At 69.4% G+C, this 22615-nt stretch carries 18 protein-coding genes and 1 pseudogene; 13 read left to right on the forward strand and 6 right to left on the reverse strand.

The genetic code is table 11. The features are described 5' to 3' along the window. Nucleotides 1–56 precede the first annotated feature (56 nt). A complete protein-coding gene (locus ACX9TP_RS24240; protein ID WP_482982105.1) occupies nucleotides 57–1949 on the reverse strand; it encodes an ELWxxDGT repeat protein in 1893 nt (630 codons plus the stop codon). Nucleotides 1950–2207: 258 nt separating this feature from the next. Here ACX9TP_RS24240 and ACX9TP_RS24245 point away from each other — a divergent pair, with 258 nt between their 5' ends. Further along, a complete protein-coding gene (locus ACX9TP_RS24245) occupies nucleotides 2208–3635 on the forward strand; it encodes a golvesin C-terminal-like domain-containing protein (RefSeq protein ID WP_482982106.1) in 1428 nt (475 codons plus the stop codon). Here the strand turns inward: ACX9TP_RS24245 and ACX9TP_RS24250 are convergent. Further along, complete coding sequence (locus ACX9TP_RS24250) at nucleotides 3593–3760, reverse strand: hypothetical protein (protein ID WP_482982107.1); 168 nt, start codon at nucleotides 3758–3760, stop codon at nucleotides 3593–3595. The genes ACX9TP_RS24245 and ACX9TP_RS24250 overlap by 43 nt on opposite strands. Between ACX9TP_RS24250 and ACX9TP_RS24255 the strand changes: the two genes are divergently transcribed. From ACX9TP_RS24255 to ACX9TP_RS24305, 11 genes are all read left to right on the forward strand, one after another. Next, nucleotides 3759–5039, forward strand: coding sequence for a hypothetical protein (locus ACX9TP_RS24255; RefSeq protein ID WP_482982108.1), 1281 nt, complete (start codon nucleotides 3759–3761; stop codon nucleotides 5037–5039). The genes ACX9TP_RS24250 and ACX9TP_RS24255 overlap by 2 nt on opposite strands. A 104-nt stretch (nucleotides 5040–5143) precedes the next feature. Further along, nucleotides 5144–5665 carry a hypothetical protein gene (locus ACX9TP_RS24260; protein WP_482982109.1) on the forward strand — a complete coding sequence of 174 codons (522 nt, stop codon included), beginning with the start codon at nucleotides 5144–5146 and terminating at the stop codon, nucleotides 5663–5665. A gap of 73 nt (nucleotides 5666–5738) precedes the next feature. Further along, entirely contained in the window at nucleotides 5739–7127 is a 1389-nt protein-coding gene (gene miaB / locus ACX9TP_RS24265) for a tRNA (N6-isopentenyl adenosine(37)-C2)-methylthiotransferase MiaB (RefSeq protein ID WP_482982110.1), read from the forward strand. Nucleotides 7128–7173: 46 nt separating this feature from the next. Continuing rightward, on the forward strand, nucleotides 7174–7689 hold the full coding sequence (locus ACX9TP_RS24270) for a gamma carbonic anhydrase family protein (protein WP_482982111.1): 516 nt from the start codon (nucleotides 7174–7176) through the stop codon (nucleotides 7687–7689). Between the two features lie 37 nt (nucleotides 7690–7726). After that, nucleotides 7727–8197, forward strand: a complete 471-nt coding sequence (locus ACX9TP_RS24275) for a Crp/Fnr family transcriptional regulator (RefSeq protein ID WP_482982112.1) — start codon at nucleotides 7727–7729, stop codon at nucleotides 8195–8197. Nucleotides 8198–8225: 28 nt separating this feature from the next. After that, nucleotides 8226–9221: a hypothetical protein gene (locus ACX9TP_RS24280; RefSeq protein WP_482982113.1), complete on the forward strand. Its 996-nt coding sequence runs from the start codon at nucleotides 8226–8228 to the stop codon at nucleotides 9219–9221. Nucleotides 9222–9237: 16 nt separating this feature from the next. After that, the gene (locus ACX9TP_RS24285) at nucleotides 9238–10041 is read left to right on the forward strand and encodes a DedA family protein (protein WP_482982114.1); all 804 of its coding nucleotides are present in this window, start codon (nucleotides 9238–9240) and stop codon (nucleotides 10039–10041) included. A 187-nt stretch (nucleotides 10042–10228) separates the two neighbouring features. Then, nucleotides 10229–10471: a hypothetical protein gene (locus ACX9TP_RS24290; protein ID WP_482982115.1), complete on the forward strand. Its 243-nt coding sequence runs from the start codon at nucleotides 10229–10231 to the stop codon at nucleotides 10469–10471. A 50-nt stretch (nucleotides 10472–10521) separates the two neighbouring features. Next, entirely contained in the window at nucleotides 10522–13041 is a 2520-nt protein-coding gene (locus ACX9TP_RS24295; RefSeq protein ID WP_482982116.1) for an AAA family ATPase, read from the forward strand. Then, on the forward strand, nucleotides 13038–13964 hold the full coding sequence (locus tag ACX9TP_RS24300) for a hypothetical protein (RefSeq protein WP_482982117.1): 927 nt from the start codon (nucleotides 13038–13040) through the stop codon (nucleotides 13962–13964). The genes ACX9TP_RS24295 and ACX9TP_RS24300 overlap by 4 nt, the downstream gene beginning before the upstream one ends. Before the next feature lie 235 nt (nucleotides 13965–14199). Continuing rightward, complete coding sequence (locus ACX9TP_RS24305) at nucleotides 14200–15039, forward strand: hypothetical protein (RefSeq protein ID WP_482982118.1); 840 nt, start codon at nucleotides 14200–14202, stop codon at nucleotides 15037–15039. A gap of 100 nt (nucleotides 15040–15139) precedes the next feature. Here the strand turns inward: ACX9TP_RS24305 and ACX9TP_RS24310 are convergent. Both ACX9TP_RS24310 and ACX9TP_RS24315 read right to left on the reverse strand, forming a co-directional pair. Continuing rightward, nucleotides 15140–15298: pseudogene (locus ACX9TP_RS24310) on the reverse strand (IS30 family transposase); the annotation flags it as partial. Beyond that, nucleotides 15262–15510 carry a hypothetical protein gene (locus tag ACX9TP_RS24315; RefSeq protein ID WP_482982119.1) on the reverse strand — a complete coding sequence of 83 codons (249 nt, stop codon included), beginning with the start codon at nucleotides 15508–15510 and terminating at the stop codon, nucleotides 15262–15264. The pseudogene ACX9TP_RS24310 and the gene ACX9TP_RS24315, both read right to left, overlap by 37 nt. Before the next feature lie 71 nt (nucleotides 15511–15581). Between ACX9TP_RS24315 and ACX9TP_RS24320 the strand changes: the two genes are divergently transcribed. Beyond that, nucleotides 15582–17066, forward strand: a complete 1485-nt coding sequence (locus ACX9TP_RS24320; protein WP_482982120.1) for a hypothetical protein — start codon at nucleotides 15582–15584, stop codon at nucleotides 17064–17066. Here the strand turns inward: ACX9TP_RS24320 and ACX9TP_RS24325 are convergent. Further along, a complete protein-coding gene (locus ACX9TP_RS24325) occupies nucleotides 16991–20431 on the reverse strand; it encodes an nSTAND1 domain-containing NTPase (protein ID WP_482982121.1) in 3441 nt (1146 codons plus the stop codon). The genes ACX9TP_RS24320 and ACX9TP_RS24325 overlap by 76 nt on opposite strands. Then, complete coding sequence (locus tag ACX9TP_RS24330; RefSeq protein ID WP_482982122.1) at nucleotides 20431–22461, reverse strand: CHAT domain-containing protein; 2031 nt, start codon at nucleotides 22459–22461, stop codon at nucleotides 20431–20433. Before ACX9TP_RS24330 ends, ACX9TP_RS24325 begins: the two co-directional genes overlap by 1 nt. Between the last annotated feature and the right edge of the window lie 154 nt (nucleotides 22462–22615).

Genomic DNA, 22615 nt, shown 5'->3' on the forward strand with positions numbered 1-22615 from the left:
TCCCGCTGCTTCCCGTCCCTCGGAGGCTCGATGCTTCCGGGGGACGGGCCCTCCCGTCAGCGTTCCTTCAGCACGTCGCGCTTCGGGCGACGTCGTGCCTGGACGAACAGCCCCAGCATCATCAGGCCCCACGGCACCGACGCGGAGGTGGACTGGCAGCCACAGCCAGTGTCGGGGTCGGGTGGAGGCTCCTCGGAGGTGCCCCCGTCCTCCGTTCCTGCATCCAGGGTGCCCGCGTCCGCCGCTCCCGCATCCGTCGGCTCCGAGCCTGCGTCCTCCTCGCCGGCATCCGGCTCCGAGCCCGCGTCCTCCGGCGGGACACCTGAGTCCGGCTCCGTCCCCGCGTCCTCCGGCGGGACACCTGAATCCGGCTCCGTCCCCGCGTCCACCTCCACGCCGCCGTCGACGGGCAGGGTGCCTCCGTCCTCCTCCGTCCCCGCATCCACGACCACCCACGGCTCCACGGTGACGTCGAAGGTACAGGTCGCCCGGTTGTCGGCCGCATCCACCGCCGTGACAGTCACCTCCGTCACCCCGACCGGGAACACCGTGCCGGGCGCCGGGTCCGCGGTCTGCGACGGCGTTTCACCCGAGTCATCCCGCACGGCAGCCGCCGGGAAGATGACCTCTGCTCCCGCGGGGCTGGTGGCGGCCACCGTCTGGTCCTCGGGACACGTCACGCGGGGCGACCGCGTGTCGGGCACGAGCCCCGACAGCTTGAAGAGTCCCTCGCCCGTCCCATCATTCGCGGTGAAGTAGAGGACCGGCCCCTGCGCCGTGAGGTTCTCGGGATTCGACGAGCCGGTGCCAGGAAGGACGTCCACCAGGACGGGCCGCGCCGTGGGCGAGTCCACGCGCCACAGCTCGCGGCCCGTGTCCGGAGTCGTGGCGACGAAGAACAGCGGCCCCTCCGGAGACATCAGCGTCAGTGAGGCCGGATTGGACGACCCCGTGCCCGGGTTCAGGTCCGCCACGAGTTCGGTGCCCTCGGCGGTCCCATCCGTGCGCCACAGCTCCGTCCCTCCCGTGCCCATGTTGTCGCTCGCCACGAAGAAGAGGACGTCCCCCCAGTCTTGAAAGTCCGCTGCGACCTCGCCCCTGCTCGCCGTGGGGCTCACCCGCTGCGTCCCCGCCACCGTGCCATCCGAGCGGTAGAGCCCCTGCGCAATGCCAATCCCCAGGGTCCAGAAGTACAGGTCGTCCTTCCAGGGGTAGAGGTCGAAGGGCGCGCTGTCCCAGTTGCCGGGCGCCAGGTTCACCACGCTCGTCCCCGCCGCCGTTCCATCCGACTTCCACAACTCGATGCCCGTGTCGCGACCGGTGGCCCTGAAGTACGTCAGGCGCCCGAGCGGGGTGAACTCCCCGGGAGAGGAGTCCCGGGGGCCCCCACCGATGTCCAGGAGCAGCCGGGTACCCCCGGGCATGCCGTCGCTCGTCCAGGGCTCCTGGCCCGTGAAGGAGTCCGCGCCGGAGAACCAGGCACGGCCCTGGGACACGGAGACGAGCGCGACACCCGAGGGCGCGCCCTCGACGGCATGGGTGCCCGCCTCGGTGCCGTCCGACTGCCACAGGGCGCCGGCGAGGTTCCACAGGAAGACGTGGGTGCCCGTGCTCTGGAGCGAGAAGGAAGGGGAGGGCAGCGCCTTCACGCGCGCCGTGCCCTCCGGCGTCACGTCGGTGGACCACAGCTCGGCCCCGGACGAGAAGAGCACCCGCTCTCCCAGGGGCGCCATGGAGAAGGAAACACCTTCTGCATGTGAGGCCTGGTGCAGGCGCTGCGTCCCCGGCGCCGTGCCATCCGAGCGCCAGAGCTCCACGTCCCGGAAGTCCGAAGAGCGCAGGCCCACGAGGAGCCAGTCCTCGAAGGAGACCAGCTGCACCGCCCGCAGCGAGCCGGAGAAGGTCGTGACTTTCGTCGCCGGGGCCAACGCCAGCGGCTGGGAAGCCACCGGCCGCGAAATCCCAGGGCGCGGAGGTGGGTCCTCCATGCAGCCGCCCACCCCGAGAAGCCCCAGCAACCCAATGCATCCCTGCTTCAGGTTCCAAGCGCGATTTCCCATCTATCCAGGGTACAACGACAGCCTGTTTCCTGGCACGCCGCCCCCCGGTCGGTCACGCGGAATTCCCTGTATGCCATTTAATTCGGCTTAATTCAGTGCCTCGTCCGCACGCGTCTACCCTCGCCGCAGCAAGAGGAGGGGTGAACAATGATGACGTTCAAGACGGGTCTGCGGGTCGCGCCGGTGCTGGCGCTGGGGATGATGGCGAGCGGCTGTGGTGACTTCGAGGGCCGAGCCGCCGACGGCGCTGACACCGCGCCTGTTACCGAGTTGCGGCTGGTGACGCCGTCCGCGCGCGAGGTGCTGCCCGAGGAGGCCCGCGCGGCCCTCGTCGCCGCGGCGGCGCGCTCGGAGCTGAAGGGCGCCGTGTCCCTCATCAGCCTGCGCTGGGAGGGCACCTGGGCGCTGGGCACGGTGACGACGGCCGACCTGGAGAAGCCGCTGCCCGCGGGCGCGGAGTCGCACCTGGGCCTCGAAGGCCTCTTCTCCGTCGTGCTGGTCCAGACGGAGAGCGGCTGGGAGGCGGCGCTCGAGGGAGACGCCCGCGCCGCGGCGCTGCTCGAGCGCATCCCCGAGTCCGGCCTGGCGCCCGAGGCCCGCGAGGCGATGTTCCTGAAGAAGTCCGGCCAGGCCCAGCAGGCCGTGCAGGCCCAGGTCTACGGCAGCTACAAGTTCTTCTGGCCCGCCAACGTGGACTTCCGCACCACCCAGGGCTGGCACGACGACTACACCTGGGACTTCCGCTATCCGGCCGGCACCAGCCTCGACTTCGCCATCGCTGGCGGCGGCAACTCCGACATCCTCGCGGGGGGCCCCGGCACCGTCTCGCACATCTGTGATGACGGCACCCAGGCGCTCGTGGGCATCACCACCAGCGGCACCTCCGAGCGGGTCGGCTACCTGCACCTGGACCGCACGTCCATGGTCAACGCCGGCATCTACCAGGGCAAGGCGGTGACCACCGGCACCAGGCTGGGTCGCATGCTGTACTCGACGCCGAGCGGTGTCGTCACCGCCTGCGGCAGCTCCTTCGGCACGCACCTGCACGTGTACCTGCCGTCCAAGAGCATCACCCTCGACGGGAAGGTCTTCTCCAGCACCAACGTGCACTTCAGCGAGAGCCTGTGGTCCAGCCAGGGCGGTGGCACCTCCACCACCGAGGTCGTCGTCGACAACACGAGCGCCGGCTTCACGAAGTACGGCCCGAGCAACTACTGGTACTCGGCTGCCATCGGGCACGGCGGCAGCATGTGGTACACGTATGTGAATGGCACGGTGAAGAGCAACTACGCCCAGTGGAGGCCCACGCTTCCCGGCGCTGGCAACTACACCGTCTCCGTCTTCATCCCGAACAACTACGGCACGTCGCTCCAGGCGCCGTACCGCGTCTACCACAACGGGGTGAACCACACCGTCGCGGTGAACCAGAACGCGTACTACGACCAGTGGGTGAGCCTGGGCGCGTTCTACTTCTCCGGCAACGGCACCGAGTACGTGGAGCTGAGCGACGCGACGGGCGAGGCGGCCAACACCTACCGCATGCTCGGCGTCGACGCGGTGAAGTTCACGAAGTAGCTCGCCGCCAACGGCACCGGATACGTGGAGCCGAGCGACGCGGCGGGTGCGGTGGTCAGCACCTGCCGCACGTTCGGCTTCGCTGCCGTCCAGTTCGTCCCGCAGTCCTCCCAAGGAACATCCATGAAGAAGCCACTCCAGCGAATGCTGTGGTCCGCCCTGTTGGTGACGTCCCTGTCCCAGGGGGCCTGTGAGGTCCGCACCGAGGTGGCGGACGCCGAGGAGACGGGCGCCGTCACCGCCGCGGCCTCGGGAACGTATGACCTGGCGCAGTACGTGATTCCGGACTGCGGCTCGCCCCGGGCCTACCTGACGACCGCGACGGGCATGCGGCGCTACATCCCCATGGGCGTGGACTCCGCGGGGCGGGGCAAGTACGTGTACGTCACGTCGTCCGACGGCGCGGCCTTCCTCGAGTTCACCATCGACTCGGCGTACATCCGGTTCTGGACCGACGCGTCGTGGGCCCACGACAACCACCCGCCCCAGCCCGCGTGCGGCAGCCCGCCGACGCCGTATTGCGACGAGGTCTGTGGCCCCGTCGGCGTGCCGACGTCCACCTGCAAGTGCCTCTGGTCCCACGGCGCCGGGGCCGCGGAGTTCGTGTTCAACGCGCCTCGCGACGCCACCAACACCAGCCTGGGCGCGCGCTTCCTGCCCCGCACCGTCACCCTGTCCGGAGAGAACGAGACGCAGGTGGTGCTGGGCTCCTCGGTGACGCGGGCCCAGCGCAAGAGCAACTGCACGAGCTGCGACTCGTGGCACTCGTCTCCGGCGGGCACGTCCCAGTCGTCGACCATCGCCATCAAGCACATGGCCTCGTACAACAGCCACTCGGACGTCATCCGCGTGCGCGCCGTCAGCGGGCCGGGCGCGGGGGAGATCTTCTATTACGCCCGGGGCAAGGGGTGGATTGGCTTCGAGAAGGGGACCTACAGCGACTGGATCACCTCCACGACGGGCGCCACGCCGACGCCCACGCTGAGCTGCAAGGCGTACTCGCAGGCCTCCATCTGCTCCGTCACCGGCGGAGGGGGTGGGGTGATGAGCAGCGAGCGCCTGGACGTGCGCTACCCGATGGCCTCGGGGCTGTGGATCACCCAGTGCACTCCTGACTTGAGTGGCCGATACGTGTGGCAGACCACGGCCACGGGGAAGGACGCCTACTCGCGGTGGGCGGACTTCCGCTGGCCGGAGCAGGTCATCACCGCCTGCGGGACGCGCAGCAACGGCCTCTACCCCCTGGTCTTCACCAGCCTGGGCGCCGGCGGCTACCGCGGCACGTGGGTGACCCAGTGCCTGCAGAGCGGCAAGGCCCAGCACGTCTACCGCATCGACACGGACGTCGACAGCCATCCGGCCGCCGTCTACCTCTACGACGAGCCGAACAACGCCTGCCCCTGAGCTGGCCGGGGAGGGGACCGTCAGCGAGTGGACGGCCCCCTCTCGCACCTCCGTCCCCGCCGGTGCGCTACACGGGCCCCGTCGGGGCTGTTAGAAGCGGGTGCATGGCACCCTCCCTCTTCGACGACGCGGGCTTCCAAGACGTCCGGAACTTCGAGCGCTCCAGCAACCTGGACGCCGCGGATGACCGCACCTTGCGCATGGCGTACCGGCCGGTGGACGGCGCCCTGCTCGACTCCCTGGTCCGCTACCAGCAGAGCTACCTGTCCCACGCCGAGGCCGGGAAGGGGCCGGACGCGCTGGGCCGCGCCCACACGGAGGCGCTGAGCGTCTCCGGCCTGGACTCCAAGACGGCGGAGCAGCTCACCGCCATGCTGCGCTCCTTCTGCGGCCGGCGCTGGGCCGCCCTGAAGCTCCAGGACAAGCTCCGCCAGGTGGAGGGCGCCAACACCCCCGACGTGGAGGACCTGCGCACCCGGCTCCGTGAGGAGCTGACGAAGCAGGAGCGTGCCACCGAGGCCCTGGGCCGGCGCTTCGGCCCGGACACCCTGGCCCTGCTGCGCGCCCGGGAGACGGAGCTGGTGGACCTGCACACCCGGATGACGCGCCTGCTCAGTCGGGGATGAACCGGGCCATGCGTCAGGTTGCATTCCGCGCCCGGTCATCGCATAAGGGCACGTTCTTCCTCAGGGTTCTGACATGAAGCGCTACTTCATCCACACCTTCGGCTGCCAGATGAACGTCAACGACTCGCTCCGCATGAGCGAGGTGCTGGCGAAGATGTCCTACGAGCCGACTCCGGTGCCCGAGAACGCGGACCTCATCATCCTCAACACCTGCGCCATCCGCGAGAAGGCGGAGGACAAGATGCTGTCCGCGCTCGGCCGCTACAAGCCGGTGAAGGCCAGCCGGGGCGCGCTCATCGGCGTGGGCGGCTGCGTGGCGCAGCAGGAGAAGGACAAGCTCCTCAAGAAGGTGCCGTACCTGGACTTCGTCTTCGGCCCCGACAACATCGCCAAGCTCCCCGACATCATCGGCCGCGTGTCCGAGGACCGCGCGCGCGTGGTGGAGGCCGCCTTCGTCCACTCGGAGGAGTACGTCTTCCCGCGCGCCGACCCGGAGACGTCCCGCGGCAAGGTCACCGAGTTCGTCACGGTGATGAAGGGCTGCGACAACGTCTGCTCCTTCTGCGTGGTGCCGCATACGCGGGGCCGCGAGGTGAGCCGGGCCTTCCCGGAGGTGCTCCTGGAGGTCAATGACCTGGCCAAGGTCGGCGTGCGCGAGGTGACGCTGATTGGCCAGAATGTGAATTCGTACGCGGGCGGCATCTCCTTCGCCCAGCTGCTGCTGCGCACCGCGGAGGTGCCGGGCATCGAGCGCGTGCGCTTCACCACCAGCCATCCGCACGACTTGTCGGACGAGCTCATCGACGCGTTCCGCACGCAGCCCAAGATTGCCCCGCACTTCCACCTGCCGGTGCAGTGCGGCAGCGACCGCGTCCTGAAGATGATGCGCCGCGACTACACCGTGGTGCAGTACCTGGAGCGGCTGGAGAAGCTGCGCGCCGCGCGGCCGGGCATCGCCGTCACCACCGACATCATCGTGGGCTTCCCCGGGGAGACCGAGGAGGAGTTCGAGATGACGATGAAGCTGACCGAGCAGGTCCGCTACGACAACCAGTTCTCCTTCGTCTTCAGCCCGCGCCCCAAGACAGGCGCCGCCCTGCGGGAGAACGAGTGGGGCCCCGTGCCGCACGAGGTGAAGATTGCCCGGCTGGAGCGCCTGCAGAAGCTGCAGCGGCGCATCAGCACGGAAGTCACCGCGGCGCTGGTGGGCACGGAGGTGGAGGTGCTGGTGGAGGGTCACTCGCGCTACGACGCCACCAAGCGCTTCGGCCGCACGCCGGAGAACCGCACCGTCAACTTCGACGGGGACGCCCCCACTGGCGCCCTGGTGACGGTGAAGGTGGAGCGCTCCACGCCCAACGCGCTCGCCGGGAAGCAGCTCTCCGTGCTGTCCCTGCCCACCGTGGAGCCGCTGCCCCTGGCTCCGGCCGCCTCGCCGTTCCACGTCGTCGCCGAGGCGTAGCTCCCAGCTCCCATCCGCCCGTTCGCTTCGCACCCGAGGTGACGTCATGGCATTGAGGCCGTTCCGCGGAGTGACTCCCCGCGTGCACCCCAGCTGCTTCGTGGAGGACTCCGCCCAGGTGGTGGGCGACGTGGAGCTGGGCGAGGACTCCTCCGTCTGGTTCAACGCCGTGCTGCGCGGGGACGTGAACCCCATCCGCATCGGCAAGCGCACCAACATCCAGGACCTCACCATGGTCCACGTCACCACCGAGCAGCACCCCACCCACGTGGGGGACGACGTCACGGTGGGCCACCGGGTCATCCTCCACGGCTGCGTGGTGGGAAACCGCGTGCTGGTGGGCATGGGCGCCATCCTCATGGACGGCGTCGAGGTGGGGGACGAGTGCATCATCGGCGCCGGGGCGCTGCTGACTCCCGGGACGAAGGTGCCCCCGGGCTCGCTGGTCGTTGGTTCTCCAGGCAAGGTGAAGCGGCCCATTACAGAGGAGGAGCGGGCCTTCCTCCAGCTGTCCGCCGCGCACTACGTCCACCTCGCCGCCGAGCACCGCGCGAGCCGCTGACTCGCGGGCCCGTGCGCCCCGTGTTAGGAATTTCCGCATGGCTTTAGTGCCCGCGACCACCCTCAAGGCGTGCCCCATCTTCAAGGGCTTCACCGACACCGGCATCCAGATCTTCGCCGGCGTCGCGGTGCCCCGGGCCTTCCCCAAGGGCACCGCGCTCTTCACCGAGGGCAAGGCGGGGGAGTCGCTCCTCATCGTCGGCGAGGGCACCGTGCGGCTGAGCGCGAAGAGCGCCTCGGGCGACGACGTGCCCCTGGGCGAGGTGGGCGCCGGCGAGCCCCTGGGCGAGCTGGCCCTCGTCCAGAAGGGGGAGCGGCTGTGCACCGCCACCGCCGCCACGGATGTCTCGGCCCTCGAGATTCGCGCCTCGGACTTCCAGAAGCTGCTGGCGTCCAAGCCGCAGGCGTGCGTGAAGCTGCTGATGGGAATCGTCGCCCACTTCGGCCAGAAGGCGCGGGACAACCGGGACATGCTGCGCACGCTCGTCGGAAAGGCCCCGGCCGCCTGACGGCGCCGTGCTAGCGTCGGGCACGTCCATGCGTGCCCCCCTCCTGGTCATCTTCGTCCTGCTCGGGGCCTCCGGGCCCGCGCTCGCCCAGGCGCCGGGGACGGAGGACTGGTTCTCCAGCGTGTACTCGGCCGGCGGCGTCGAAGTCCGGGCCGACGGCCGCGTCTTCACCCTGTTCGCCCTGCTGAACCGCCTGGGCCATGACGCCGGCCCGCGCTACCGCGAGCACCCCGTGCCCGCCTTCCGCTACGGCCCGGCCCGCACGCGCGTGCGCGAGGCGCTGGTCGCGGCCTCCCCGGCGGTGGTGGCGCAGGCCCAGGCCTTCTTCGACGCGCACCCCGTGCCGGTGGAGGACTACCTGGCCCGGCTCATGGGCGGGCCCCAGGCTTCCGGGGCGGCGCGCGGGCTGGACGGGCTGGAGGCCCTGCTGGCCCGCGTGGAGGCGGAGTGGCCGGTGGCGGCGCTCCGGGCGGAGACGCTGGACCTGTACCGTGCGGAACAGCGCGCCTGGCTGCCTCTGTTGGATGCGCCGCTTCAACAGGCGGCACGACTCCTGGGCCTGCCGGAAGGCAAGCCGCCTCTGGAGGTGGTGGTTAATCTGCTCGACGCCGAGGGCAGCATCCGGCGGGTGGAGACGGGGCGCGGGTGGGTGCTGGTGGTGGGACCTGCCACAAGACGGCCGGAGGTGGAGCCTGTCGTCCGGGAGTTCGCGCGGGGTGTGCTTTCGTCGCGGATGGGCGCACGCTTGGAGAGCAGGTGGACGGGCGGCGCGGTGGCACTCCGCGAGGCCCGGGTGGCGGGGGCGGGGGAGGCCACTGTCGGGGAATACGGAGTGGCATTGTTGAGCCGGGCACTGGCGCTGATGGCCACGGGTGCCCAGGAAGCGGCCTACGAGGCGGCCGGCCGCCAGGGATACTTCGGTTTGAAGGCCCTGGCCCGGAGTTTTGACGACCCGCGCCCGGTTGATGCCTGGGCGCTGGATGGGCTGAACCGGGTAAATCCCGGACAGGCCCTCCGGAAGTGAACGGACGGGACAACGCGTGCAAGAACTCCTCACCCACATGCTTGGCGATGCGCAGGGCTTCGTCGCCTATGCCACCGTCTTCAGCATCCTGGTGGCCTGCGGTCTGGGCATTCCGCTCCCCGAGGACATCTCGCTCATCCTGGGCGGCTTCCTGGCGCACAAGGGCGCCGCGAGCCTGCCGGTGATGATGGTGGTGGGCTTCGCCGGCATCCTCGTGGGTGACAGCCTCATCTTCTTCGCCGGCCGCCGGCTGGGCGGGAAGCTGGGCCGCAACGAGGGCGCCAGCGGAGGCTTCTTCGCGCGCATCGTCACGGCCGAGAAACGCGCGAAGGTGGAAGGGCTGTTCGCCAAGCACGGGCAGAAGATTGTCTGCATCGCCCGCTTCATGCCCGGCGTGCGCGCGGTGACGTACTTCACCGCCGGCTCCGTGGGCATGTCCTACTGGCGCTTCATCTTCTGGGACGGGCTGGCGGCGCTGCTGTCCGCGCCCGTCTTCGTGTGGCTCGGCTTCCACTTCGGCAGCGAGCTCGACACGCTCATCGCCAAGTTCAAGGAAGGTCAGTTCGTCGTCATGGGCGTGCTGGCGGTGGGTGTGGCCGGGTACTTCCTGTGGCGCCGTCGCCGCAAGGTGGCCGCGAGCACCTCCGCGTTACAGTCCGTGGCCGTCCCCGCCCGCGGCCAGGAGCCGGCGGTCTCGAGCGTGCGCAACACCGCCACCGGCATGAACGAGCCCCTGTTCAAGGACGTCACCTCGGCGGCCTCGGGCTCCGAGAAGGTGGTTGCCTCCGAGCCCGTGCGCGGAGAGCTGCAGAAGACGTAGCCTCGCGGGGATGGACGCCGCCCGCCGCAAGGAGGAGATCGAGAGACGGCTCCGCCTGTCGCAATATCCGCGGCGGCGTGACGCCGTCTTCTCGGATGAGAACGGGCACAACCCGTGGATCCTCGAGGACTGTCCGGCGTGCGCAGGGCGAGGGAAGTCCTGCACGCTCCAGGGCGCTGCGTATGTCATGGAGACCTGTGCCGCCTGTGAGGGGCTGGGGACCACGACGCAGGTGGTGCGCTGCTTCCCCGAGGACGGGCCCGAGCTGGAGGCTACGGTCGACGCGCACGGGTGGATTACCTGCCCCCGCTGCGAGCGCCGGTTCTCCACGCGGTATCCGCACCCTGGTGGCAGGGGCCAGCTCGTGGGGACCTGGACCGGGCGGCGGCACCTGACGTGCGGGCAGCTGGTGCGGCTGGTGTCACGGTAGCGCCCCTCAACAGCGCTCCTATTGCTCCCGCACTTTGCGATGATGCCCTTATGCGTCACGTCGATCGCAACGCAGAGTTGGCCCCGAAGATCCTCTCGTCCTCTGCCGCGGCGAACGCAAGAGATCGCGCGCACGCGTACTTCCAGAAAAGGGTAGGTGCGGTTCGAAAGCAGGACCGATTCGATTTCGAGTCGAGGATCTGGCTGGGGGCTGGTAGCTCGCTCTTCAATCTGTTCGCCGAAAAGTGTGCCTATTGCGAGTCTCAGCTGGAGTCGACCTCATTGAAGGGCGAGGTCGATCACTTCCGACCGAAGTCGAGCGTTCGCGATGCTTCGGGGACTCGACTGGATCGTGGATATTGGTGGCTGGCCTACGAGTGGCAGAACCTCTACCTCACTTGCAAGGACTGCTCGGTATACAAGGGCGATGCGTTCCCTCTGGAGGATGAATCTGCGCGGGCGCTCAGTCCCGGCGACTCCACTCTGCGCGAGCGGCCGCTCCTGCTCGATCCCTGCGAGGACTGGCCGGAAGAGCACCTGCGCTTCCTGGACGACGGCCGAGTGGAGGGGCTCACGCCCCGCGGCGCCACGACCATCGACATCCTTCGCTTGAATCGACAACCCTTGGTCGATTCCAGAAGGCATCTGGTGCGAGAACTCAAGCCGCTCGCTCACCTCGATCCAGTAAAAATAAAAAGAGAGCCGGAACTCGTGATTCTCAGCAGCGAGTATTCCCAAGCGCTCTGGCAGTGCCTGGCTCGAAGCGCCCAGGCGAATGGCACGGCCGACGCCTGGGATGATTACCTCCGCCGCTGCGGCGTGCCCCCACATACGGTGCAGGTGCTCTTCGCCAGGGATCGCAATCAGCCCGCAGTGAGCACTTCCGGTCCTCGCGGCCTCCCGACAACGGCAGCACCCGCCCTCAGCAAGCGGGCGGTAGCGGTCCGGATCCGCCGCATCGAGCTCGAGCACGTCCGCGCGGTGCGCAAGCTCACCCTCGATATCCCCGACGATCGAGCCACTCGCGTGGTGCGCCCCGAGGACTCATTGGCAGGCGGCCAGGAGACACTGCCGTGGCTGTTGTTGCTGGGTGAGAATGCGACCGGGAAGAGCACCGTCCTCGAAGCCCTCGCGCTGGCGCTGATCGGGCAAGAGGGGATCGCGAAGCTGGGACTGCACCCCAAGCGATGGCTGACGAAGAGCAAGCGGGTCGGCCGCATCACCGTCGTGCTCCGCGAGGGCACCGAGGAGCGCACGATACGCCTGCGAATCAATGGAACCGGGTTCCACTTCGACGAGGGAGGGGAGCCGCTGGCTCATCTGGTCCGCGGCTACGGAAGGGCGCGACTCCCTGGCAATGAAATCAAGCGTCTGAACATCGACGTGGCGAACCTGTTCTCCCCACGTGAAGGGCTCGTGAATGTCGAGCACTTCTTCAGCTCGCTCAAGGGCGCGACCGAACAGGAGGCCTCCCACCTCGGAAAGAATGTTTCCTCGACGTTCGATCTCTATGTCCGCGCAGTCTGGGATGTCCTCCGCGGCGCGCGACTGCCAGAGCGGAGTGAGGAGGAGGGGACTGCTCCCTCGGAAGACCGTTATCTCCACGTCTCGGACACGGATGCCAGACTGTATGTGAAGGTTGATGGCGAGGACTTCGCCTTCGACGAGCTGAGCGCGGGCTACCAGTCCACGGTCTCGCTGATCGCCGACATCCTCTCCGGTATGCCGGATGGCGAAGCGATCGATCCACACGAGCTCACAGGCGTCGTGCTGCTCGATGAGATCGGCACGGATCTCCATCCGCGCTGGCGGCGGCGGATCGTGCGAGACCTTCGCGAGGCGCTGCCCAACATCCAATTTATCGCGAGCACGCATGAGCCCCTCTGCCTTCAAGGGCTCCAGAAGGAGGATCGCATCGTGCTTCTCCGCGCGAACGAGCGGCCCACGGTCTTCGGCGACGGAGCCCCGAGCCCGGCAGGAATGCGCGCGGATCAGATCCTGACGTCGCGCTTCTTCGGCCTGCAAAGCACGATCGACGAAGGCCTGGATCAGCTGTTCCGCCACTACTACGAGAAGCTGGCCAGGCTCGTCGCGAGCCGTGAAGCGGCGCTGTCCAGGCGCGCCTCCGAGCCTGGACCGCTCGTCGAACGGATCGACGCACATGAGGCACGGATCAAGGAACTCCAGCAGCAGCTCGAAGCCGAGCGCCGAGCGCTCGACAGCGCAAGGGATGAGCTCCTCGATGCGCGCGCCCATGCCGACGGCGAGCCCTCTCATGATCTCGATACGCTCGCGCGCGAGGTCGAGGAGCTGAGGGGCCGGATCTTCCAGCAGACCGGCGCGACCGCCGAGCGAGGAAACGTCGTCGCGCTGCGTCTCGGGTCCACGCTGCGTGAGCAGCGCCTCCTGGAGATCGTCGACGAAGAGATCGCACGCGACTTCCTTCCCAGGCCCCAGCGGGAGGAGGAAACAGAGGAAGACCCCGCAGCAGTGAAGCTGCTCCGCGCCGAGACCAAGGCGCGCGTGCTCGCCCTCTGGAAGGGGAGGAGCAAGCTCAAGGAGGGCCCATGATCCGCAGGGACCGCAGCAAGGTCGCGCCGCCCGCGGCGCTCACGCCTCCCAAGGGGAGGGGCGTGAAGGAGCACGAGCGCGCGAAAGAGCACTACAAGAAAGAAGAAGCCCGCGTGAAGAAGGCGGGCAACAGCGCAATCATCAAGAGCTTCGAGTTCAGCGCCTACTCCGATGAGAGCGTGAAGAAGGCGCTGCAAGCACTCTTCGAAGGGAAGTGCGCGTATTGCGAGACGCTCTATGCTGCGTCGCAGCCCATGGATGTCGAGCACTTCCGCCCCAAGAGCGAAATCCGGCTTCACGACGGCAAGGTGCTGCGCCCGGGCTACTGGTGGCTCGCCGCGGAGTGGACGAACCTGGTTCCCTCCTGCATCGACTGCAACCGTGAGCGCAACCAGGTCGAGAGGCGCAGCGGGGGCGCTACGCAAGCCACGAAGTCAGGCAAGGAGTGCTTGTTCCCCCTCCTCGACGAGGCCAGGCGCGCCAACTTCCTCAGCAAGGACAAGCTGGAGCTGGAGCGGCCCGCGCTCCTCGATCCCTGCGAGCGCAACCTCGCGATCGAGGAGCACCTCCGGTTCCAGCCGAATGGGCTCGTCACGGCCGCGCTCGACGAGAACCACCGGCCGAGCGAGCGCGGGCTCCGCTCGATCGAGATCTACGGGCTGAATCGCACCGAGCTCGTCCGCGCGCGGCAGCTCGTGCTGCGCTTCGTGCAGCACCGCATCTTCGTCGTCGAGGCGCTCGCGCGGGTGCTCGACCACAAGGACCTCACGGAGGATCTGTCGCTCCTGATCGAGGAGATCATTGATCGCGAGCTCCAGGTGCTGCTTGAGATGCGCGACGACGATCAGCCCTTTGCCCAAATGGTCCGCCAGGTAACGGACGAAGCGATGAAGCGCTTCGAGGAGAGCGGGGGCAGTCCATGATTCGGTCCGCTTCGCGCTCCGCCAAGGCCTGAAGATTGCCGCCGCGCGCGGTCTCGGTGAGAGCCACAGCACGTTCGACCCGTCCCAGGTGGCGGCGGGCATCGTCATCGACGTGTCCACGCTCCCCACCATCCCCCCGATGCTCACCGACTACATCGCTCCGAGCATCTGCGGGAGGCTGTCGGTGTATGGCATCCTCACGTAGCGCCCACCGCGCGAAACCCGGGACGTCCCCATGAATCGCAGCCTCGCCGTGCTCGCCATCCTGTCTGCAACCCTGGGTTGCACCCGGAAGAAGGAGCCAGACGAGATGAATCCGCCGCCGAGGAAGGAAGCGTCCGCTCGGGTCGAATTCAAGGACGACGGCGGGAAGCCCGTGTCGCATGACGAACTCGCCGGAAAGACGGGGGCGGTTGGCTGGGAGATTCCCTCCGCCGAGGTCGTGCCACCGCGCGCCGTGCAGCTGCACGACGAGGGCCGCTGGCTGGGCCAGCAGGGCAGGTACGACGAGGCGTTGAAGCGTTTCGAGGAAGCGCAAGCGCTCGCGCCGCGCTGGCCCTATCCCTCCTACGACGCGGCCTTCACGTACCTGCTGATGCAGGAGGATGCGAAGGCGCGCGAGGCGTATGCGCGGGTGGATGCGCTCGAACCGCGAGGCTTCTTCACCACCAAGACCGCGCTCGCCGCCCTACAGCGGGAAGAGCAGGGACAGCTCCCGAAAGGGACCTACCTGCGGCTGCTGAGCGTGGAATGGGAACAGGACCCGGCGAAGAAGCGGAAGCTGCTGGAGGAACTCGTGAAGTCCGCGCCGCGCTTCGCCCCGGCCCTGAAGGAGCTCGCATCCCTATCGGGGGATGATGCCGAGAGACTGCGGCTCATCGACAAGGCCCTGACGCTGGAGCCCGATGCCGAGACACGCGGCAACCTCCACTTGAACCGGGCCATGATTCTTTACGACCAGGGCCAACACGAGCAGGCGTGGGCGCTGCTGCTCCAGCTCAGGGATGACCCTGCCTCGACGATTGCAACCGCGACGCTGGCGAAGGAAACGCTCGAACTGCTCGAAAAGCGTTGAGGTTGCAGCAGGCTCGGCCGGGAGGTTCAGCAGGGAAGCCTGACGGCGCTTCAAGCACCGTCCTGTTCGGAAATGTCGGGACATTTCGCCGCGGGCGGTTTCAGCCGGTCATCGCAACAGCCCGGGCGAATACCTCGGCGGGGGTGTGCCAGTCGAGCGTCTGACGTGGGCGACTGTTGAGTTGGGCGGCGATAGCATCGAGTTGCTGCTCGCAGAGGCAGCTCAAGTCCATGCCCTTGGGCATGTACTGGCGCAGCAGGCTGTAGTGGTCAGGTCACCAGGCAGCAGGTGCCGCTCCAGCGCGCCGCCCACCAGCGCGGACCAGCCGCCGTCCTCCGGCAGTCCCTCCGCGTCGTCCTTCGCCTTGAACAACACCACGCGGCCCTCGCTCGCCGGGGCCACGTAGCGCCGCGACGCGAGCAGGTTGGCTTCGAACACGCGGAACAGCGCGCCCAGCTGCGCGGCATCCATGCCCGGACCGCGAAGCAGGGCGGGACGAACACTCCGGGCCCGTGGGTTCCCCGAGCGAGGGGGACTCGCACATGGATTCCCGGCACGGGAAGGCACTGCACCTGCTCCTGTCGCGCGCCGATGCGCAGCGGCCCTTCCTGGAGCAGGGGCTTCCAGGGGACGCAGCCTGGAATGCGCCGGAGCCCGAGGAGCTCCCGGACAGGGAGGCGGTGCCACGGCTCGCAAGGTCGGACGCCAACCCCAATGACCTGTCCGCGCAGCGCTGGGGCGTCGTGGCGCCCGAGGGCCCCCAGGGCGACGCACTGCTCGAAGCCCTGGCGCCGCTGCTCGAGCACCGGCAACGGGAGCAGGGCGTCCCCCTGCGCCCTCCCTACCGCGTCCCCGCGGACATGGATGAAGCGGCGGCCGCGAAGTGGAGGGACGAGGTCTACCTCTCCGAGAAACTCCCCAAGCGGGAGCGACCGAAGTACCTGTTGCTGCTCGGAGACCTCCACCAGGTCTCCATCGAGCTCCAGCATGTCCTCGCCCACGGCGCCTACGTGGGCAGGCTCCACGTCGCGAAGCCGTCGGGGGCGCCGGACCTGGAGGGCCACTCCGCCTATGCGGAGAAGGTGCGGGCCTTCGAGACAGGCACCGCCGAGCGCACGGAGCCCGAGGTCGTCCTCTTCGCCGCGGCGGATGGCTCGCTTCCCACGAAGTATGGCCGCGAGCTGCTGGTGGACCCCTGCCGTTGGACGGTGGAGGCCGAGTGGAAGCTGGCGCGCAAGGGCCTGGAGCTCCACGTGCTCGTGGACGAGCGCGCGCGGCTGGAGGCGCTGCGGGACACGGCCGCCAGGACTCGCTCGGGGGTGATGCTGTCGCTGTCCCATGGCCTGGGGCTGGCCTCGCGAGAGACGACGGCGGAGCGGCAGCAGGCCCTCCAGGGGGCGCTCGACCTGGGGGCCGGGCAGGTGCTCACCGCGCAGCACCTGCGCGACGGGCCCTTCCTTCCCGGGGGCATGTGGTTCTGCGTCGCGTGCTTCGGCGCCGCCACGCCGTCCCGGAGCATGTTCCACCCCTGGCTGGCGGGGCTCGCCCCACAGCCCGGCCTCGAGGTGGGGCTCGACGACGTGCTGAAGTGCCTGCCCGCGCCCGGCCAGCAGCCCTTCGTCGCCGCGCTGCCGCAGGCGGCCCTGGCGAATCCGCGGGGGCCGCTGGCCGTCATCGGCCACAGCGACCTGGCCTGGGTCTACAGCTTCTCGGACGCCAGCGAGGCGCAGCACAGTCGTGCCTCGCGCATCATCTCCGTCCTGGAGATCCTGGCGAACGGCAGCCGCGCGGGAGTCGCCCTCGACGACCTGATGGACAGCTACCGGGAAGTGAACGCGGACCTGACGGCGGACTTCGACGTCCGGCGGCGGGCGGAGCAGGGCCACAAGCCGGACCCCATCGAGCCCGAGACACATGCCTGCCGCTGGATGCTCCGCAATGATCTGCGCGGCTACATCCTTCTCGGGGACCCCGCGGCGAGGCTGTCGCTGCGCAATGCCACGGAGCGGTCCGGAACGCGGCGGTAGGCCCGCTCGCACCGGGCATGGCCGTCCTTCGCGGCCTCCTCGCTCTCGCCGAGATAGGCCTTGCGCATCCGGGGGATCAGGCAGTCCCAGTTCCGGTTCTGGAGCTGTTCGCGCAGCTCCGCGGTGCTCGGGGCGGCGAGGTCCTCCGGCAGGAGCCACACCCGAGCCGTTCCATCCCAGGACGCCGTGACGATGCGGCCATCCCGGGTGAACACGGCGGAGCGGACCGGCCCCTCGTGCCCCTTCAGCACCCGGGGCACGTCGTCTCCGTCCGCGGGCCACACCCGTGCCGCCCCGTCCCAGGACGCGGTGACGATGAGCTGCCCGTCCGGACTGAAGCTGGCGGAGAGGACCGGGCCGTCGAGCTGGAGGATGCGCGACGCGGCCGCATCGGTCTGCCAGTCCCACACCCGCGCGCTTCCATCCTGGGAGGCCGTGATGAGGCGCTCGCCCTCCGGGCTGAAGGCCACGGACGCCACCGGTCCCCGGTGTCCCTCCAGTCGGCGGACTTCCCGGCCCGTGCCGTCGTCCACCGCCCACACGCGCACGGTGGTGTCTCGCGAGGCGGTGACGACGAACCGGCCATCCACGCTGAAGGCCGCGGAGGTGACCGGGCCCTCGTGTCGTCCCAGGACGACGGGCGGCGTGTCCGCGCCCTCCACGGACCACACCCACGCGCGTCCGTCCTGGGTGGCCGTGACGAGGCGCTGGCCGCCCGCGCTGAACGCGGCGAAGGAGACCGGGCTCGGGTGTGGGAAGACGCGGGTCCGCCGCCAGCCCTCTTCGCCGCGCCGCCACAGCGCGGCCGTCTTGTCCCAGGAGGTGGTGACGAGGCGCTGGCCGTCCGCGCTGAACGCCGTGGAGGTGAGCGCTTGCGTGTGCCCGTTCGGCAACGTCGTGGGCGGCGCGTCGCCGTCGACGTCCCACAACCGCGCCCGCCGGTCCTGGGAGGCGGTGAGGACCTGTCGGCCATCCGGGCTGACGGCGGCGGAGACCACGGGCTCCTCATGGTGCATCACCCGGGAGTAGAGGGGCTGCTTCGTCTCGTCCGCGTGCCACACCCGGGCGGTGCCGTCCTGTGACGCCGTCACGAGCCGCTGAGGCTCGCTACCCCGGCTGAACGCCGCCCAGGTGACGGGCGCCGTATGGCCCCGGAGGATGTAGGGGGGGCCCGTGCCCTCCCACTGCCACACCCGGGCGGTGCCATCCTGCGATGCCGTCAGGATGTACTGGCGGTCCGGGCTGAAGGCGGCGGAGGTGACGGGGGCGTCATGGTCCTCGAGCCGCCTGTCCCTCCGGAACGGGCGCTCCGGGCCCTTGGTGTGCCACAGCCAGGCGGAGCCATCCAGGGACGCGGTGAGGAGGCGCAGGCCGTCCGCGCTGAACGCGGCGAAGACGACCGGGCCCTCGTGCCCCGTGAGCGTGCCGTCCTCGACGAAAGAGTCCCCGCGGGCCCGCCACAGCCGCGCCGTGCGGTCCCACGAGGTGGTGACGAGCCGCTGCCCGTCCGGGCTGAAGGTGGCGAAGTTGAACGTCACCTCGGACGCGTCGTTCAGGACGTCGGGCGGCCGCTCGGGTGCGTCGACACGCCACAGCCGCGCCACCCCGGCCGACGAGACGGTGACGATGCGCCGGCCGTCCGGGCTGAAGGTTGCGGAGCGGACCGCGCCCGGGTGCTTGAACTCGCGGTAGCGCCCCGGGTCTTCCGTGCTCCACACCCGCACGGCGCCATCCCACGACGCGGAGAGCATGAGCGCGCCATTCCAGCTGAACTCCGCGGCGGTGACGGGCGCGGCGTGCCTGCCCACCACCCGCGGCTCCTCGTGGCCGTTGGCGTTCCAGACGCGGACGGCTCCGTCATCCGAGGCGGTGACGATGTGACTCCCGTCCGGACTGAAGGACGCCGCGTTGACGGACTGGCCCTCGGGACCGTGGAGCGTCACCTCCAGGAAGTTGGAGTCCAGGGCCTCCATGGCGAGCGCCTTCCATTTCGGCCCGAGCCAGGGCTCTTCGACCTCCGCGAGCAGCTTCATGGCCACGGCGGGCTGGCCGCTCTGCATCGCCTCGCGCGCGCCCGTCATCACGGACTGGGTGAAGGCCAGTTCCTTGTTCAGCTCCGCGTCTCGCTTGGACGTCCAGGCCGCGACGGCCAGCAGGAACATCAGCAGGGCGAAGCACCCCACCGCCAGGATGAGGTGGAGCATCCGGGTCCGCTGCGCGCGCGCCTCCCGTTGCTGCCGCTCACGCTTGAGCTCGAGGACCTTGTTCGCCAGCCAGTCGTGGCCCAGCTCGAAGTAGCGGGCTCCCTCGTGGTACTCGGCGCGCAGCACGGCCGCTTCCTGCAGGCGCGACAGCACCAGGTCCGCGGACGCGAGAGACAGCACCTCATAGGCCTGCTCCTGCGTCACCAGGGTCCGGCTCCCGCTCTCGGTCACCAGCTTCTCTTCCAGCAGCTCCTGGACGGCCTCCCGCTGGGCGGGGCCGAGCGCGTTCAGCGTCGTGAAGAGGTACCGGTGGAGGAGGGGCTCGGCCACCACCGGGCCGCTCTCGCCGCACGTCCTGCGCTCCTCCCACAAGGCCCGGCAGACAATCTGCGCGAAGGCGGCCTGGACCTCGTGTTTGTCGCTCTCCTCGTCCGTCGTGGCAACCTGGCCGGGCGTGCGCATCTCGCGCATGAGCTGCTTGAGCTCCTCCGGGCACCAGTCCTGCGGGGGCTTGCCCTCCGCGGCCAGCCGGCAGGCGATGTCCGTCATCTCCTCCACCGTCAGTGGCCCCAGCCGGAAGCCCCGGTCCAGCAGCTCCCGATTCTCCCGGGCCTGGTCGCGCAGCCGCCCCAGGTAGTCCTCGCGCAGGGACAGCACCAGCTGCCGGCCCCGGACGGGCGCCCGGATGACCTCCGCCAGGGTGTTGATCAGCTCTCGCGTCCAGCCGGGCCGGGTCGTCGGCAGCAGCGTCTGCTCCAGCTGGTCCAGGAAGAGGAGGATGGGGCGCGAGGAGCGCCGCTCCGCGCGCTCGAACGCTTCCTGGATGAGCGCCCGGGGCTCCCGGCCAGGAGGCAGGCCGCCCAGGCCGAGGCCCTCGAACATGGCGCGGGCCAGCTGGTGCAGCGGGGCTTCACAGGTCAGCCAGGCATCGATGCAGATGGTGCGGAAGCCGTGCTGCTCCCGGAGCCGGGGAAGCACCGCCGCCTGCATCAGCGAGGACTTGCCCGCACCCGAGGGGCCGAAGAGCGAGACGCACGCGTGCGCGAGGATGCTGTTCGTCAACCGGCAGGTGGCGTCGTCCCGACAGAAGAAGCGGGCCTGGTCCTCCGCACGGTAGGGCTGGGGGCCGAGGAAGGGGTTGAGGGACCCATCGGCGCTCATCAAGGTCCCTCCGCACGGGGCTCGGTGCCGAACGGGGCCGCGAGCTGCGAGGCGCTCACCTCCAGCACCTGGGCCTTTCCCTGTGGGGACAGGAACTGCCCTCGCATCCACAACTCCTGCTCCGTCCCGCCCGGCTCCAGGATGACCAGGCTGCCATCCGGCAGGGGCCGCTCGTCGAAGAGCCGGTGGAGCAACATCCGGTGGTGCCAGGTCAGCATCGACATGCCCAGGACGAGGGCGGCCCGCTTGGACAGGCTGGCCGCCAGCTCCTCGGCGAGCTCCATGGAAAACATGCTCCCGGGTGGTCCGGCCAGCATGCTCACCAGCTTGTTGACCCCCAGGAGGTAGTCGTCCTCCGTCAGCATGGGGCGCATGTACACGCTCGCGGGCAGGTAGCCGCAGTAGAGCCGGAGCACGATGAGGTCGCGGTCTGGCCGGAGCGAGCTGGGGGGCGAGGTGACGTTCTCCCAGTCGCGCGCTCCAGCCTGGCGCCGGAGCAGCGTGGCCATCTTCCCGGTGCGTCCGGGCGGGTTGATGACGTGGATGGTGGCCTTCGGCTGGTGCTCGGCGAGCGCCTGTTCCAGCAGGGGGTAGCGCAGGAGCGTGACGTGGACACCGGGCTTGAGCCGGGGCGCCAGCGTTTCCAGCAGCGGCATCGTGCTGGCGAACTTGCCGAACGCCTTCTGGAATTCGAACTCCAGGCTCTGCTCCGCGAAGCGCAGCGCATAGTGCTGGGTGAGCGCGCTCATCGGGACTCCGGTGGGAACCGGGCCCACCCTCACCGCGAGGGCCTCGCTGAGCTGCTTCCGGAAGGTTTCCAGCAGGCCGCGCTCGTTGATCCACCGATCTCCGAGCACCAGCGTGAAGGGCTTCTCCAGGAGCTCGTAGAAGGCGGGCGAGGGCTTGCCCCTGCCGGGGATGTGAGCGTCCTTGGGAAGCGGGGTGACGTGGCGGCGGGAGAAGTCGAAGAGGGTGGAGTTGTTCCCGCGCAGGTACAGCACGGGAGAGAACGCCTCGGCGGAATGGTGAAACCGCTTGAGCAGGGCCCGCCGGGCCGCGTTGAGGCTGACGGCCACGTCGCCGTATCGCGCGGACTCACGGGTGAGCGAACGGTAGAAGGCCTCCGAGCAGTGCCCGGTGATGTCCCCTTTGACGGGCCAGAGGTGGGCGACGACCGCGGCGACGGTCTCCTCGGCGAAGCTCTCCGCCGCGCTGGCCAGTCCCCCGGGCTGGGCTCCCTCGCATGCATCCAGGACAATCAACCGCAGGTGCTCGGAACAGTGGTCGCGGAGGTCCTGGGCGAGCAGCGCCACGTCCATCCACATCGGCTTGCCATTGTCATCGAGCATCTGCAGCTGGGGGTGCCCGCCCGGGCCCAGCTGCCCGTGACAGACGAAGTGGATGATGTGCGGGGAGGGAGGGCGCGACAGGCGCTCGATGAGGGCGGAGTGGCGCGCCTGGTGCTTCACGAGGGAATCGAACTGGACCTCCCCGGCCTGGATGGACTTCTCGAGCGCGGCCTCGAGCCGGGTGACGGTCGCATGCCCGACCAGCGAGACGCCCAGCACGCGGACGGGTCCGCTGACCTCGCGGAGATCCGCGGGCGCCTTCGACGTGACGGCTCGCGCCACGAGCAGCTCCGACGAGTTGGCCAGGAACTCCACGTTCGAGTCACGCTCACAGAGCGCCTCCCACGGAACAGCCTGGAGCTGGCGGTCCCGCTTGAGGATCAAGCGCAGGAGGTGGGGCTCCCTCTCGCGGCTCCCGCGCTGCAGCTGCATCGCGTCTCGGAGGTCGTCCTTGAACAGGGCCGCGTAGAGTTGCTGGGCCTCTCCCAGTTCCTCGTTGAGCGCACGACCGTCGTGCGCTGCTTCGCGGACCTTTTCGCCAAAGGCCATCAACTTCCTGACCGTGACCTCCTCGGGAAGGAGATGCGGACTGGGATAGCGGTCGTCACTGGTCCGGCCGCGGGCCTCCAGTCGCTCGCCGACGCGAGCGATGTCGATCTCCAACCACGGTCTCTGGTCCATCAGCGTCCTCCCGGAAGAGGGAGAGCCGCCAGGACGCGGTTGTGATGGCACCGGCTTCGCGCACACGCACGGTCGAACACCCGACGCGCCCCCGCCGGGTCGCCCGGGCTCCGCCGCGCCAGGGAGGCGCAGCGGAACCCGGTTCCACAACCGC

Source organism: Pyxidicoccus sp. M15, from assembly GCF_056858435.1.